Here is a 14,757-nt window from a genome sequence, read left to right as displayed (position 1 = left end):
TTGTACAAAAACAAGAGGGGAAAAACTCCCCCCTTTTTTAAATTTACTTCTCTACAACATGTACTTTTATTTCACCTGTTACATTATGGTGTAATTTCACTGGCACATTCGTGTAGCCTAATGAACGAATTGGATTATCGAGTTCAATTTTACGTTTATCAATATCAATTTGATAGCTTTTCTTTAACGTTTCTGAAATATGCTTAGATGTAATTGAGCCGAATAAACGACCTGCATCGCCTGCTTTTGTTGGAATTTTCACTTCTAAGTCTTTCAGTTTTTCTTTCAATGCTTTTGCTTCATCTTCAATTTCTTGTTCTTTTTGTTCTTCTTTCTTTTTCTTCGCTTCAAGACCTTTTAAGTTTCCTGGTGTTGCTTCAACTGCCAAATTATTTTTTAGCAAGTAGTTACGCGCATACCCTTCTGAAACATTTTTGACTTCGCCTTTTTTACCTTTCCCTTTAACATCTTTTGTAAAAATTACTTTCATGACGCGTCGCCTCCTTCAAGCTTTTGGTCGATAATCGTTAAGAGTTGTTCATAAACTTCATCTATTGATAGATCTGAAAGTTGTGTTGCGGCATTTGTTAAGTGTCCGCCACCTTCCATTTCTTCCATAATAACTTGGACGTTAATTTGTCCTAATGAGCGTGCACTCACACCCACTCGCCCATCTTTTCGTTCTGAAATAACAAATGATGCATCAATACCGCTCATCGTTAGAAGTGTATCCGCAGCTTGTGCGATGACAACTGGATTAAAAATATCATTTGGTTTTGCTTTAGCGATCGCAATCCGATCATGATAAATATTCGCACTTTCAATTAAACGACTTCGTCTAATGTATATATTTAAATCTTCTTCCATAAAGCGCTGAACCATCACTGTATCTGCGCCTTTAGAGCGAAGGTACGATGCTGCATCAAACGTTCTTGATCCTGTACGAAGTGTAAAGCTTTTCGTATCAACTGTTATACCAGCTAAAAGCGCTGTCGATTCTAACATCGATAACTTCATCGATTTTGGCTGATATTCCAATAACTCTGTGACAAGTTCAGCCGTTGATGATGCATACGGCTCCATATAGACAAGTGTCGGGTGATCAATAAACTCTTCAGCACGACGGTGATGATCAATCACGACGACATAATTGGTTTTACTTAACAATTTCTCATTAGCGACGAGCGATGGCTTGTGCGTATCGACAACTACGAGAAGCGAAGATTTCGATACCATATCATGGGCTTCTTCTGGTGAAATAAAATGATCCCACAATTCTGTCTTTTTCACTTCATCAATTAATCGCTCAACACCTGTATCGAGGTCATTTTCATCAATCACGATGTAGCCATCCACATCATTAGCAATCGCAATTTTTAATACACCTATTGCCGAGCCGATCGAATCCATATCCGGTTGCTTATGTCCCATAATAAATATTTGATCGCTTTCTGTTACGAGCTCTTTTAATGCATGTGAAATGACACGTGCTCTAACACGGGTTCGTTTCTCCATTGGATTGGTTTTACCACCATAAAATCGAACCTTATTTTGATCATCTTTGATGACGACTTGATCACCACCACGTCCTAATGCTAAATCAAGACTTGATTGAGCAAGTTCGCCTAGTGTCGGAAGTGAATCGCCACCTAAACCAATACCGACACTTAATGTGAGTGGAATATTTTTATTATCAGAAATCAGTTCACGTACTTCATCTAAGATCTCAAATTTCGTCTTCTCTAATTGTGTAAGAATTTTTTGATTCAAGATGGCAATGAAACGATCTTGACTAATCCGCTTCAAATAAATGCCGTACTGACTCGACCATTCATTTAAAATTGAAGTAACACGTGAATTGACATGAGATTTACGGGTATCATCCATGGCTTGTGTGATTTCTTCATAATTATCAAGGAATATAATCCCTAAAACCGTTTGTTCATTTCGATAAAGCCTTTGTACTTCTGCTTGTTGTGTCCGGTCAAAGAAATAAAGCAATCTTTCCTCACGTTTAATGACGACATGAAACTGACAGGCGCCTAGTTGAACGCTAACTTGATCTTCATTTTCTTTAATCCCACGAATTAATTCATCAGATAGTACACTAAGAGAATCACCTACGAAGCTCTCTGTTTCTGCGAATTTATTTAAATAGGGGTTTGTCCATTCAACTTGGAAATTCTCACTATATAAAACAATCCCAATTGGCATTTCAAGTAAAGCTTCCTCACCGACCTTTTTAACACGATGCGATAAGGTTGAAATGTATTCTTCGCGCTGCTCTAATAATTGTTGTTCTTTTTTAATCGTATAATACAGCGAAGCCGCTAGTAGTAAGGTCATCGCTAAACCGAGCGTCCATTGTACAAACCAGGTAAACCCTAGTAATAGAAACGCTAAGATGTATATATAGACAATATGGGAATTCATATCTGTTTTTTTAAAAAGTTTACCCATTTCTGTCAGCTCCTACTTAGATAAATGACCTATTTACCGTTTATTTTACCCTTTTTCGTAACATAAAACCTACATCTAGTATACCGAATATTCGAGTTAGGTACAGACCAACGGGTAAAAAGACTAGACTGAAGAATGTAATTAAAATTGGAACAATCTTTGGTTGGTTCTTTTTGTACATATAAAAATAGATAAACGATAAACCTTGTAGTGAAAAAATAGCCCCGAGCATCGTTGATACATTGAATACAATTGCATCGACTGTCGGTTGATTACTAAAATCAATCAGTGAAATAAGCACAACTAAAAAGTAAAGCCAAATCGTCAGTCTCGGTAACTGTAACGTATGAAACTTCGGAAAATAGAGATTACTTTCCCACCACTTATTTAAAATTTTATACGTTAACCATTGACTCACAACAGCTAAAAACGCTGATATTACTAGGATAATAGATGGAATTAGATCTAACAAGACCATAAATTGATCTTCGAGTTGTGTAATCTCATCGTTTGCTACTTCCATCCCGACTGAATCAAGTGTTTGTCTAGATGATTCCAGCGCTTCACGAATTAACAATTGATATTCTGTCGCCAAACTCACATCTGTTGTCCACTCGACAATCAGTAATAAAATAAGAAAACCAATGGTAAAGCCGATCGCGGTTTGTACCCACGTTTCATATGGATGGCGTCCATCACGAATCGATTGCCCCATTAATGTCCCGGCTAAAATCGCCAGTAAAGCGAGTGGTAATGATACGATAAAGACATACAAAGCGAAAAATAACATCGTCAGTAAAATTAATAAGCCTAAAGCAATCGACGCTTTATAACCATGACGCTTTGCAAATAAACTGATCGGAATCGGTATGATGAACATTGTCACCAATTCCAAAGTTGGAATATATAACGTTAACCATAATAATGCGACAAAAATCGCACTGACGATTAACCCTTCTTTCATTTTCTGAGCTGTTTCTGGTTGCATTCATTCACCTCGTTTAATTCATTGTAAAAAAGTTATACGTTTACTTACTTAGAAAAAGCACAGCTCTAGCGCTGTGCTTGCCTTCAACTAGCATCGTTCAATAAGAACATATCTATTTTATTATATCGATGTTTTTGTAAAATAACAAACAATACTAACCTCGTCAATTGTCAAACTTTTTTGAACAAAAGCGTGTCTTTCATAAGTCGACTTGTTATAATGTTCTCATCACGATTTTTAAATGGGGGGATCTCTATGGTTAACACGTTATTTTTTGATTTAGACGATACGCTTTTATGGGATAAACAAAGTATTCAACTCGCTTTTGACGAAACAGTTAAACGTGTCGATTCTGTTGATTCGAAAGTTTTAGAGAAACATGTAAGAGAACAAGCTCAAGTACTTTATCAAACATACCCGACCTATGCCTTTACGAAAATGATTGGGATTAATCCATTTGAAGGGTTATGGGGTACTTTTAATGACCCAGGCGAAGGCTTTCAAGACATGTTTAAAATCATAGCTGAATATCGACAAAAGGCTTGGTATTATGGTTTAAAAGCGTGTGGTATTGATGATTGGGAATTGGCTAAGAAATTATCTAATCAATTTATCACTGAACGAATGAAACACCCTGTCGTGTATGATGATACTTTTGCGACGTTAGATGAATTAAAAAATGATTATCAGTTACTGATGTTGACGAACGGATCACCTTCTCTGCAGCGAACGAAGCTAAAATTAACTGAAGAGTTAAAACCATATTTTGAAGAGATTATCATATCAGGCGAATTTGGCCGAGGCAAACCAGATCCACGTATTTTCGAACATGCATTGAATCGAATGGACAAACAGCCTCATGAGGTCATCATGATTGGCGACAATTTAAATACAGATATCTTAGGCGCTAACAGAACAGGTATTCAATCCATTTGGATCAATCACCATGGCAAAAAAGCTGATGAGATCAAACCCACATACGAAGTGCAATCATTAAGTGAGATCATACCACTTTTAAAACAGCTAAACGACAACTAATCGGGTTGTCGTTTTTTCTTGGACTCAGCTAAATATGATTGTCTTTTTTCGATGGATTTGATAAGCTATTCTGATACTTAATGTACAACGTTGCTAAAAAGGAGGTATGGTGGATGTATCATGCTGAAAGCTATAAAGAAAAGTTGCAATTGTTTTTAAAAATTGCTTGGCCGATTATCATTACACAAATGAGTATGGCCTTAATGAATTTGGTCGATACGATTATGGCTGGTCGTGTTGGAACTCATGATTTAGCTGGTGTTGCGATTGGCACAAGCCTCTGGTCACCTGTTTTCACTGGAATGAACGGTGTGTTACTTGCGATTACGCCGATGATTGCTCAGCACTTAGGTAGAGGACAATCAGATCGTATCCATCATACAGTTACACAAGCGATTTATTTAGCTAGTTTAATTGGAATGGTCATTATCCTAGCAGGTATGATGCTAATTAATCCTGTGCTTTTATTTATGGATTTAGAACCTGGCGTGAGTGAGATTGCTAAAGGGTATTTAGGTGGACTCGCTATCGGTATTATTCCACTGTTCATTGCAAATGTGTACCGTAATTTTCATGATGGACATGGGTTTACTCGAATTACGATGTTTATTACTGTCTTGGCCGTTCCGTTTAATATTCTGATCAATTATAGCTTAATCTTCGGTCGATTTGGTCTACCTCAACTTGGTGGTGTCGGTGTTGGCTACGCAACAGGCATTACATTCTGGATCATTTTGATCACAAGTATTATTGTCTCCTTCAAAGTTGATCGCATCCGTCATTATAAAGTGCTTGTCGACTGGGTTAAACCTTCGCTCTCTGCTTGGAAAGAACAAATGGCGATAGGACTTCCCATTGGCTTATCCATTTTCTTTGAAGCAAGCATTTTTTCTGTTGTGACCCTTTTAATCGGGTCTATGTTTTCAACAACAGCGATTGCAGCCAATCAAATTGTAATTAGCTTTACGACGCTGATCTTTATGATTCCACTCAGTCTATCAAAGGCATTAACGATTGTTGTTGGCTTCTCTGTTGGCGGTGAGCGATTTGATGATGCGAAGCAATATAGCTTTTTAGGCATTTATAGTAGTATTGGTATTCTCGCAACATTTGCAGTCGTGTTATTTTTCCTTCGCGATACGATTGCCGGACTCTATTCAAATGATCCAGAAGTCATTGCGTTTGCGAGTCAATTGTTCTTGATCGCGATGATTTATCAGCTTTCTGACGCAGCTCAATCAAGTATTCAAGGCGTTTTACGTGGCTATAAAGATGTACAAGCGCCCTTTTTAATTGCGATTGTGTCCTACTGGTTAGTCGGTATTCCGATTGGTTATAGCTTAGCGGCCTTTACAAATGCGAATGCCTTTGGGCTTTGGATTGGCATATCACTTGGTTTAACAGGTGCTGCAGTTGGCTTCTTACTTCGCTTACGTTATATATACAGACAACAAAAAGCCATGAGTTCTTAACGAAAAAGAGGTGCAAAACGACTTTTAAATCGATTGCACCTCTTTTTTAATGACTTACTTTATAGCTCTATTGCTGAAACATCGTAAATATCATCTGCTTCTGTTAAAACATTTAAATCCTCATCTGTTGCTGTCTCATCAATCGTTAAGAGCATGATCGCATCTCCTCCGACGTCTGAACGTCCCACCTGCATCGTCGCGATATTAATATTATTTTTAGCAAGTAATGACCCAACCTTACCGATCGCACCTGGCTGGTCTTTGTGACGAATAAACACAATATGGCCTTCAGGTATTAAATCTACATTGTAATGTTCCACTTTCACAATACGTGGGCCTAAACCTTTAAGGAGCGTTCCTGAAACAGCCTTTGTTCCAGCTGTTGTTTTTGCTTCAAGTTTAATTAAATTGACGAATCCGTCCGTTTGACTTGTAATATGTTCATTAATCACAAGCCCTTGTTGCTCCGCTAAAAAGGCCGCATTCACATCATTGATATGATCGCCAAAATGATCTTTCAACAGGCCTTTAATCGCATTTCGAGTTAAAGGACCCACTTCAACATCATGTAATTCACCTGAATAATACACGTTAATTTCTTCAATGGTATCTTCTCTTAACTCAGCTAAAAAGGCACCCAATTTTTCTGCTAAATAGAAAAATGGTTCAATTTTCTTCATAATATCTTTCGGAACCGATGGCATGTTAACTGGGTTTTTAACGAGGTCGCCACCTAATAATCGAACCACGTCATGACTCACATCAATCGCTACACTCTCTTGTGCTTCTACTGTGCTTGCGCCAAGGTGTGGGGTTGCAATGACTTGTGGTAAATCGAGCAATTTATGCTCAACTGCTGGTTCCTCTTCAAACACATCTAATGCCGCACCTTTTACCTTGCCTTCAACAATCGCATCATACAAAGCATCTTCATCAATAATACCGCCTCGTGCGCAGTTAATGATTTGAACACCATCTTTCATTTTCGCGATGGCATCTTTATCAATAAGGTGTTTCGTTTCTTTTAATAGAGGCGTATGCAACGTCACAAAATCAGCTGCTTTAATAACATCTTCAACAGTTCCCTCTGATACACCTAATTGCTCTGCCTTGTCTGCTGTTAAAAACGGATCGTATGCAATGACTTTCATGCGCTGTCCCTTTGCTCTAAGTGCGACTTCTCGACCGATACGCCCCATACCGATAACCCCTAATGTCTTCCCTTTTAACTCAACACCGACATGGGTTTTACGATCCCACTTTTGATGTTTTAAAGCATAATATGCTTGTGGAATTTTTCGTGCTAGTGACATAAGCATCGCAACGGTATGTTCTGCAGCTGAATTTGTATTTCCATCAGGAGCATTAACGACAATGACACCATGCTCAGTTGCTGCTTCTAAATCGATGTTATCAACACCAACCCCCGCACGACCAATGATCTTTAAGTTCTTTGCTGCACTAATAATTTCTCTCGTTACTTTTGTCTGGCTTCTAACTAAAAGTGCTTCATAATCTTTGATCTCATCAATCAATTGCTCTTTTGTAAGATCGGTTTTCTTAACGACTTCAATTCCTTCAGCCTCTCGAAGTGGAAAAATACCATCTTCACTTAATGGATCACTAATTAATACTCGCTTTGTCATGTTCATTCCTCCTATAATTTAAAAAATGAAATTAAAAAAACTTTCCACCCTCATACGTTTACGTAAGGGGCGAAAAGTTGTTATATCCGCGGTACCACCCTAATTTTACTCGTGATTTCTCACCAGTCTTAATTGGTTGAATGTTTAACGCACATCATACGACGAAGCCTACTCATACTTTTTCAGCTTCATAACTCAGAAGGGCTATCAAATTCGGGCACGGTACTGATTTGCAGCAACCATCAGCTCTCTAAAACCATGACTCCGAATGATCTGACTTCATCAACGTTTTATTATCTAATAATTTAGAATTTTCTATATCATAGCACGTATAAAACATTTGTCAATAGACCTTTATCTATTTTTCAGATTTTTTTAATCAGCTATAGTGATCAACACTAGCATGATGACCTATTGAAGTGATGAAAAGAAAAAGTCCGAGCTGACGACTATATTAGTGTTGACTGAATGTTTTACTTCGTCCCTTATGTATTGATTTAAAATGCTTTGTTAGTAAGAACTAAAAGCGAAACAGCTTATATAATTTACGTCTTTCTTTTCAGTCTTTTTTTGAGTTCTGATTTCTATTACTGCTAACAATGACATAAATAAGGTTTATCACAATTATTAACAGTGAACCACTTAATGCTCCTAATATATAATATAAATGAGGGTTAACTAATAAATTTCCAATAATCACTCCAATAAAAGCAGTGAGAGCATACATACTAAAACGCCATTTGGAAGACTGTAACTTGCGCCATTTAGAACAAAAAAATTCTTTCATAACTTTTACACTCCTTATTTACCGTTACTCTTTTGATAGTTCTAAATCAAAGGCAACAACTATTATAACAGCAACGTGTTGAATTAAACCTTTACCCCCAACATATATTTTAGAGCTTTTAATACAAAAAACTACCTAATCAGAGGTATCCTTAGACACGTGATTTAGGTAGTTTTTAAATAAATCTTATTCAGTGACGAATGGCAATAGTGCCATTTGACGTGCACGCTTAATTGCTTTAGTTAATTTACGTTGATATTTTGCAGAAGTTCCAGTTACACGACGTGGAAGAATCTTTCCACGTTCTGAAATGAAACGTCTTAGCAAGTCAACATCTTTATAGTCGATATGTGTAATGCCATTTGATGTGAAATAACATACCTTACGACGTCTTGAACGTCCACCGCGACGTTGTGCCATGTGAAACACTCCTTTACTTAAAATTTAGAATGGTAAATCATCATCTGATATATCAATAGGTTCTAAGTTATCGTTACTAGAACCTGATTGTGGATTATTTGCTTGGTTCGGATTAGGCGCTTCTTGTTGGTTCTGGTTTTGTGGTTGATAACCTCCAGATCCTTGCCCGCCATTTCCAGATGCTTGTCGATTGCTATTCTTAGATTCAAGGAATTGAACCGAATCGGCAACGACTTCTGTCATAAAGACACGTTTTCCATCTTGTCCATCAAACGATCGTGTTTGAATACGACCATCAACACCTACCATACTACCTTTACTCATGTAGTTAGCTAAGTTTTCTGCTGGTTTTCTCCAAATGACACAATTAATAAAATCGGCCTCACGATCACCTTGCTGGTTTGAAAATGGTCGATTGACAGCAACAGTGAAATTGGCAACTGCAATACCACTTGCAGTATAGCGTAAGTCCGGATCCTTCGTTAACCTGCCGACTAATACGACACGATTTAACATGAGAATCCCTCCTTATTGATCGTCTTCACGAATAGCCATGTGACGAATAATATCGTCAGAGAACTTAGCTAAACGATCGAATTCATTAATGGCGTTTTCATCACCTTTGAAGTTGATTAAGACATAATAGCCGTCACGATAATCATTGATTTCGTAAGCTAAACGCTTTTTGCCTTTTTCTTCAGCTTTTGTAATCTCCGCACCATTGTCAGTTAAAACTTTGTTAAAACGCTCTACTAAAGTCGTTTTAGCATCATCTTCAATGTCTGGGCGGACGATATACATAATTTCATAATTTCTCATCCGTTTGCACCTCCTTTTGGTCTTAGCGGCTCTTTGGCTTTCCAAAGAACAAGGAGTAATAATGTTCATTACTCACAATCAAGTATTATACCAAACATCCACCAAAATAACAACACCGTTATTGATTTAATTTGATCCCAAACTTACACATTAAAACGGAAGTGAATTACGTCGCCATCTTTCACTGTATAATCTTTACCTTCCAAGCGTACTTGTCCACGTTCTTTTGCAACACCCATCGAACCGGCATTTACTAAATCATCATATGAAACGGTCTCTGCACGAATAAATCCACGCTCAAAGTCCGTGTGAATGATACCAGCAGCTTGAGGTGCTTTAATTCCTTTTCTAAAGGTCCATGCGCGCACTTCTTGTTCACCTGCTGTAAAGTAAGTCGCTAATCCTAATAAGTTATACGTTGCTTTAATTAATTGATCTAAGCCAGATTCAGGAATACCTAACTCTTCAAGGAACATTTCTTTTTCTTCGCCTTCTAATTCAGCGATCTCTGATTCCACTTTGGCACTAATCACGATGACTTCTGCACTTTCTTGTTCAGCATAGTCTCTCACTTTCTGGACATGCTCATTTGATTCTGCATCAAGCAACTCATCTTCACCTACATTCGTTACGTACAGAATAGGTTTTTGTGTTAACAAGTGAAGACCTTTTACGTATTTCATTTGATCATCTGTAAATTCAATCGAACGCGCTGGTTTTTCTTCTTCAAATCCATCTTTTAACTTCGACAAAATATCAAATTCAATCATAGCTTCTTTATCTTTTTGACGTGCCATTTTTTCAACACGCTGAATCCGTTTAGTCACGGTTTCTAAATCAGCTAAAATCAACTCTAAGTTGATGGTTTCAATATCTGAAATAGGATCAACTGTGCCTGAAACATGTGTAATGTTATCATCTTGAAAACAACGTACAACATGACAAATTGCATCCACTTGACGGATGTGTGAAAGGAACTGGTTGCCTAGCCCTTCCCCCTTACTTGCGCCTTTTACAATACCAGCGATATCTGTAAACTCAAACGCCGTCGGTATCGTTTTCTTCGGATTAACTAATTCTGTTAATTTATTTAAACGCTCATCAGGCACTTCTACGATCCCAACGTTTGGATCAATCGTACAAAACGGGTAGTTTGCAGATTCTGCTCCTGCCTGTGTAATTGCGTTAAATAACGTTGACTTACCCACGTTAGGTAAACCAACAATTCCTGCTGTTAATGCCATAAAACTTTCCACTCCTTAAGGGTATACCGCTCATATGAACGTTACTTCTTTATCATTATAATTTTCGTGCATTTAAAACTCAAGTTAACAAAATATACGTACATAAATGAAAAATCATCTATTTATACATATTTCGATCTTTTTTGCTGAAAACAAATGTGATTTTATAAACTTTTTATTATGTTTCACGTGAAACATTTACTCAGATGCTGATTCTAGCACCTTTTTCATCTTAGATTCGAATTTCTTTCTCGGTACCATGACACTGTGCCCACAGCCTTGACACTTTATTCGAATATCCATACCTAAGCGTATCACTTTCCAACGGTTTTCACCACACGGGTGCGGTTTTTTCATTTCAACTATATCATTTAATTGATAGGATTTATCCAAAATAACATCCTCCCTTTCTTACTATTCCGCTTTATCCTTCCCTAATTTTATCATGGATTTTAGCTTTTGCATCCTTTTTGAGTGGAAAAATCATAAGTTGATACAATAGATAAATGTTTATCACACCATAGGCTGGATACACATAGCGTACAAGCGAGGTAAAGCCTATTTGTGATAAGCTCAACATCAGCAACACTAAACAGCATAACCAGGCATAATAAGTCTCATGTCCCTGTGCGGTGAACCTTGCTAATAAGCTCGTCATTCCACCGATTGCTGTTGTCACAATCGCTAACCAAAGTAAGGTCGACATGAATACGCGAACGTAGGGCTCAAATGACTCTAAGATAAGATAAACAGGCATTTGATATGTATCCATAAAGTCACCAATGTGGTATAAGGCGACATCATATAAGATGATCATACTACCTAAAATCAAACTACTGATCAAGCTCGTCAAGTGAACCTCACGTTTTTGTTTAATTTGATCACCTACCGTTGCAATAATTGACATCAGCGGTAAGATATTTAACGCCGTGAAGAAAAATGTTCTCGTATCTACAATACTCGGTATAATTTTGATCATGGGTAAAGGACGATTCAAAACAAAAACAGCTAAAATAGTAGCCAGTCCACTAATTAAAATAGGTAAGATAACGACATTAATAGTTAGGAAGGTGCTTAGTTTACCCCACAACACCACGACGATAATAACCGCTAAAACGAGCGCACCTAAACGATACGACAACCCCATCGCTTCAAACACCGCACCACTTCCTGCTATCATAACAGTAATCATCGAGAACAAATAAATCATTATTAAATAATCATAAATATCACTTATTCGTCTCCCCACAATTATTTTTAAAAGAGTGTTATAGTGTGTCGTTTGTTTTTGATAACTCAGTAACATTAAACGATAACAACTTAAATAAAATAAACCAACAAATAATATAATCCCGATAGTACTCCCGCCATTAAAAAACTGCCAAATCTCACGCCCAGATGCAAACCCTGCACCGATCATCGTTCCTATAATTAAAGAAATCCACTTAAAACTTGTTTTCATTATTTAAATCCTCCACATAAACGTATAGATTGCATACAAACATCGTATACTAGTAAAAATATGATGGAGGGATTCGAACTATGAAAATAAGTGATTCGTTTAAGGAGCCGTTAGTGACTCGGATTACCAGGCACTATCAAACGCGCTTAATCTATCAGGAACTAGGCGATTTCATTAACAGTTGGATTCCCTCTTCTACAAAAGAAGTCGTTGTCATCTGTATTGGTACAGATCGTTCTACTGGTGATGCAATGGGACCGATTACCGGTTCACTCTTAAAAAAGTGGCGACATTTACAGCTAAAGGTATATGGTACATTAAAAGAACCTATTCATGCTGTGAATTTAAAAGAGCAATTGTTGGTTATTCAAAATCGGCATCCAAATGCATTTTTTATTGCAATTGATGCTTGTTTAGGGAAACCTTCTTCGATTGGACACATTACCGCTTCAATCGGTGCATTAAAACCAGGTTTAGCACTTAAAAAAGATTTACCTGAAGTCGGAAATCTACATATCACAGGAATCGTTAATGCCTCAACGCCAGTAGATTATGTCGTCTTACAAAACACCCGATTACATCTTGTGATGGAGCAGGCAGAAACGATTGCTCGTACACTACTATACTTAGACCGCCACTACTTAAGAGCGAAGAACGAATCAGGTTAAAAAGCCCACAGTTACAGCATTCATCATTCTTTTTTTATAATGTTTCACGTGAAACATTATAAAAAACGCCTTATAAATATAAGACGTTTTTCATTACGATTTATCAATCGCTTGTCGCTCTATTTCTTTTTGTTTCAGTTCGCGTCTGAGAATTTTACCACTTATTTTTGTTTTTGGTAATTCGTTGATAACTTCAATTTCTCTAGGTGCTGAATGTGCAGCTAGTCGAGTTTTTACGTGTTGTCGGATTGACTCTTTTAATTCAGGTGTTTCATCAACGTTTGAACGAAGGGTAATAAAGGCTTTAACAATTTCCCCTCTTATTTCATCTGGTTTCCCAATCACACCCGCTTCCTTAACAGCTGGGTGTTCGATTAATGAGCTTTCAACTTCGAAAGGCCCGATCCGCTCACCAGAAGAATTGATCATATCATCATGGCGTCCTTGAAAGAAAATATAGCCATCTTCATCTTGAGTAGCTAAATCACCCGAGATATACCAACCCTTATAAGGGAAATAGGATCGAAACTTCTCATCGTTATTCCAAATTGTTTTCATTAGACCCGGCCATGTTGTTTTAACAGCTAATTGACCAATCTCACCTCTTGGTAATTCGTTGCCTTCCTCATCTAATATACCCACTTCGATACCTGGAAACGGACGCCCCATCGATCCTGGTTTAATGGGCTCAGAAGGTAGATTGACGATAATATGTCCGCCTGTTTCTGTCATCCACCACGTATCATGAATACGTAATTGTAATGCACGATGAGCCCAGTATATGACTTCAGGGTTTAATGGTTCACCAACGCTTAAGATATGACGCAGAGATGATAGGTCATATTGCTTATATAAATCGCCTTCTGCCATTAAATATCGAAAGGCTGTCGGTGCGCTATATAAAATACTTACGCCCAAATCTTCAATGATTTGATACCATAACTTTGCATTAAATCGTCCGCCTTGGATCACAATCGTCGCACGGTTTAACCAAGGTGCAAATAAACCATAAACACTTCCTGTCACCCAGCCGGGGTGAGATGTGCACCAATACACATCTTCATCATGAACATCTAATACCCATTTACCAGATTGAGCATGGTGAGTAACAGCACGATGAGCATGCAAAACCCCTTTAGGTTGACCAGTTGATCCACTCGTATAATGAATTAACATCCCTTCGCCCGGATCCATCCATTCAACATAATGATCTTCTACTATAGGTGCTTTTTCAATTGTCTCCTGATATAAAATCGTTGCAACGGTCGGAATGTTTTCCGTTTTTATTCGTTCACCTAAAGTTTGATCAGTAATTAAAACATTAGCTTTGCAGTCATTGATACGCTCTTTGATCGCTTCTTCCATAAATCCTTCAAATAAAGGGCCAGCAATCGCGCCTATACGAATTGTAGCCAAGATCGCTATATAACATGCTGGGTTTTTAGGGAGAAAGATAAAAACACGATCCCCTTTTTTGACACCATTGGAACGTAGAATGTGAACATAATGGTTCACTTGTCTTTGAACCTCTTTAAAGGTAAGATCTTCACGTTTATCCTGGTTGACATAATGGAGGGCAATTTTCTCTCCATATCCCTCTTCAACATGTCGATCGATTGTTTCATAAGCTGCATTAACTGTTTGTTTATTAAATAACGAAACATCTTTCCAGTTGAATGTTTCATACACTGATTGATAATCCGTTAAATGAAAGTCTCCTTTTAGAGGCTTTAAAATTTCTCCCATAATAACA

General features: G+C 37.5%; 15 protein-coding genes and 1 other annotated feature. Of the genes, 3 read left to right on the top strand and 12 right to left on the bottom strand.

Annotated elements, in window-relative coordinates; genetic code table 11:
• Positions 1 to 43 precede the first annotated feature (43 nt).
• From rplI to BLR62_RS09870, 3 genes are read right to left on the bottom strand one after another with little or no spacing between them, the layout of a single operon-like run.
• Complete coding sequence (rplI, locus tag BLR62_RS09880; RefSeq protein ID WP_090796414.1) at positions 44 to 490, bottom strand: 50S ribosomal protein L9; 447 nt, start codon at positions 488 to 490, stop codon at positions 44 to 46.
• Positions 487 to 2,460 carry a DHH family phosphoesterase gene (locus BLR62_RS09875; RefSeq protein WP_090796411.1) on the bottom strand — a complete coding sequence of 658 codons (1,974 nt, stop codon included), beginning with the start codon at positions 2,458 to 2,460 and terminating at the stop codon, positions 487 to 489. The genes rplI and BLR62_RS09875 overlap by 4 nt, the downstream gene beginning before the upstream one ends.
• Before the next feature lie 40 nt (positions 2,461 to 2,500).
• On the bottom strand, positions 2,501 to 3,448 hold the full coding sequence (locus tag BLR62_RS09870) for a YybS family protein (protein ID WP_090796410.1): 948 nt from the start codon (positions 3,446 to 3,448) through the stop codon (positions 2,501 to 2,503).
• A 255-nt stretch (positions 3,449 to 3,703) separates the two neighbouring features.
• On the opposite strand from BLR62_RS09870, the gene BLR62_RS09865 reads away from it, so the two are divergent.
• Both BLR62_RS09865 and BLR62_RS09860 read left to right on the top strand, forming a co-directional pair.
• Complete coding sequence (locus tag BLR62_RS09865; RefSeq protein WP_090796407.1) at positions 3,704 to 4,486, top strand: HAD family hydrolase; 783 nt, start codon at positions 3,704 to 3,706, stop codon at positions 4,484 to 4,486.
• 113 nt (positions 4,487 to 4,599) lie between these two features.
• Entirely contained in the window at positions 4,600 to 5,958 is a 1,359-nt protein-coding gene (locus tag BLR62_RS09860) for an MATE family efflux transporter (RefSeq protein ID WP_090796405.1), read from the top strand.
• 59 nt (positions 5,959 to 6,017) lie between these two features.
• On the opposite strand, the gene serA is transcribed toward BLR62_RS09860, so the two are convergent.
• The 8 genes from serA to BLR62_RS09820 form a co-directional block, all read right to left on the bottom strand.
• Positions 6,018 to 7,604 carry a phosphoglycerate dehydrogenase gene (gene serA, locus BLR62_RS09855; protein ID WP_090796403.1) on the bottom strand — a complete coding sequence of 529 codons (1,587 nt, stop codon included), beginning with the start codon at positions 7,602 to 7,604 and terminating at the stop codon, positions 6,018 to 6,020.
• Between the two features lie 62 nt (positions 7,605 to 7,666).
• Positions 7,667 to 7,899: a binding site (T-box leader), on the bottom strand.
• Between the two features lie 264 nt (positions 7,900 to 8,163).
• Entirely contained in the window at positions 8,164 to 8,391 is a 228-nt protein-coding gene (locus BLR62_RS09850; RefSeq protein ID WP_090796401.1) for a hypothetical protein, read from the bottom strand.
• Positions 8,392 to 8,577: 186 nt separating this feature from the next.
• Complete coding sequence (rpsR, locus tag BLR62_RS09845) at positions 8,578 to 8,811, bottom strand: 30S ribosomal protein S18 (RefSeq protein WP_090796399.1); 234 nt, start codon at positions 8,809 to 8,811, stop codon at positions 8,578 to 8,580.
• A gap of 24 nt (positions 8,812 to 8,835) precedes the next feature.
• A complete protein-coding gene (gene ssb, locus BLR62_RS09840; protein ID WP_090796397.1) occupies positions 8,836 to 9,327 on the bottom strand; it encodes a single-stranded DNA-binding protein in 492 nt (163 codons plus the stop codon).
• 12 nt (positions 9,328 to 9,339) lie between these two features.
• Positions 9,340 to 9,630: a 30S ribosomal protein S6 gene (gene rpsF, locus BLR62_RS09835; RefSeq protein WP_090796394.1), complete on the bottom strand. Its 291-nt coding sequence runs from the start codon at positions 9,628 to 9,630 to the stop codon at positions 9,340 to 9,342.
• Between the two features lie 143 nt (positions 9,631 to 9,773).
• On the bottom strand, positions 9,774 to 10,874 hold the full coding sequence (ychF, locus tag BLR62_RS09830) for a redox-regulated ATPase YchF (protein ID WP_090796392.1): 1,101 nt from the start codon (positions 10,872 to 10,874) through the stop codon (positions 9,774 to 9,776).
• 198 nt (positions 10,875 to 11,072) lie between these two features.
• Positions 11,073 to 11,267, bottom strand: a complete 195-nt coding sequence (locus BLR62_RS09825) for a DUF951 domain-containing protein (RefSeq protein ID WP_425438878.1) — start codon at positions 11,265 to 11,267, stop codon at positions 11,073 to 11,075.
• A gap of 31 nt (positions 11,268 to 11,298) precedes the next feature.
• Entirely contained in the window at positions 11,299 to 12,336 is a 1,038-nt protein-coding gene (locus tag BLR62_RS09820) for a YkvI family membrane protein (protein WP_090796387.1), read from the bottom strand.
• A gap of 80 nt (positions 12,337 to 12,416) precedes the next feature.
• Between BLR62_RS09820 and yyaC the strand changes: the two genes are divergently transcribed.
• Entirely contained in the window at positions 12,417 to 13,004 is a 588-nt protein-coding gene (yyaC, locus tag BLR62_RS09815) for a spore protease YyaC (RefSeq protein ID WP_090796386.1), read from the top strand.
• Positions 13,005 to 13,097: 93 nt separating this feature from the next.
• Here the strand turns inward: yyaC and acsA are convergent, their stop codons facing one another.
• Positions 13,098 to 14,750 carry an acetate--CoA ligase gene (acsA, locus tag BLR62_RS09810; protein WP_090796384.1) on the bottom strand — a complete coding sequence of 551 codons (1,653 nt, stop codon included), beginning with the start codon at positions 14,748 to 14,750 and terminating at the stop codon, positions 13,098 to 13,100.
• Positions 14,751 to 14,757 lie beyond the last annotated feature (7 nt).

This window comes from Pelagirhabdus alkalitolerans, assembly GCF_900096905.1.
Lineage (GTDB): Bacteria > Bacillota > Bacilli > Bacillales > Amphibacillaceae > Pelagirhabdus > Pelagirhabdus alkalitolerans.
This window is presented reverse-complemented; position numbering and strand designations above follow the sequence as displayed.

Excerpts from the sequence above, each read along its gene's own strand:
- BLR62_RS09875 (WP_090796411.1), bottom strand. The coding sequence starts at position 2,460 with ATGGGTAAACTTTTTAAAAAAACAGATATGAATTCCCATATTGTCTAT.
- serA (WP_090796403.1), bottom strand. The coding sequence starts at position 7,604 with ATGACAAAGCGAGTATTAATTAGTGATCCATTAAGTGAAGATGGTATT.
- ssb (WP_090796397.1), bottom strand. The coding sequence starts at position 9,327 with ATGTTAAATCGTGTCGTATTAGTCGGCAGGTTAACGAAGGATCCGGAC.
- rplI (WP_090796414.1), bottom strand. The coding sequence starts at position 490 with ATGAAAGTAATTTTTACAAAAGATGTTAAAGGGAAAGGTAAAAAAGGC.
- ychF (WP_090796392.1), bottom strand. The coding sequence starts at position 10,874 with ATGGCATTAACAGCAGGAATTGTTGGTTTACCTAACGTGGGTAAGTCA.
- BLR62_RS09870 (WP_090796410.1), bottom strand. The coding sequence starts at position 3,448 with ATGCAACCAGAAACAGCTCAGAAAATGAAAGAAGGGTTAATCGTCAGT.
- yyaC (WP_090796386.1), top strand. The coding sequence starts at position 12,417 with ATGAAAATAAGTGATTCGTTTAAGGAGCCGTTAGTGACTCGGATTACC.
- rpsR (WP_090796399.1), bottom strand. The coding sequence starts at position 8,811 with ATGGCACAACGTCGCGGTGGACGTTCAAGACGTCGTAAGGTATGTTAT.
- acsA (WP_090796384.1), bottom strand. The coding sequence starts at position 14,750 with ATGGGAGAAATTTTAAAGCCTCTAAAAGGAGACTTTCATTTAACGGAT.
- rpsF (WP_090796394.1), bottom strand. The coding sequence starts at position 9,630 with ATGAGAAATTATGAAATTATGTATATCGTCCGCCCAGACATTGAAGAT.
- BLR62_RS09865 (WP_090796407.1), top strand. The coding sequence starts at position 3,704 with ATGGTTAACACGTTATTTTTTGATTTAGACGATACGCTTTTATGGGAT.
- BLR62_RS09860 (WP_090796405.1), top strand. The coding sequence starts at position 4,600 with ATGTATCATGCTGAAAGCTATAAAGAAAAGTTGCAATTGTTTTTAAAA.
- BLR62_RS09850 (WP_090796401.1), bottom strand. The coding sequence starts at position 8,391 with ATGAAAGAATTTTTTTGTTCTAAATGGCGCAAGTTACAGTCTTCCAAA.
- BLR62_RS09820 (WP_090796387.1), bottom strand. The coding sequence starts at position 12,336 with ATGAAAACAAGTTTTAAGTGGATTTCTTTAATTATAGGAACGATGATC.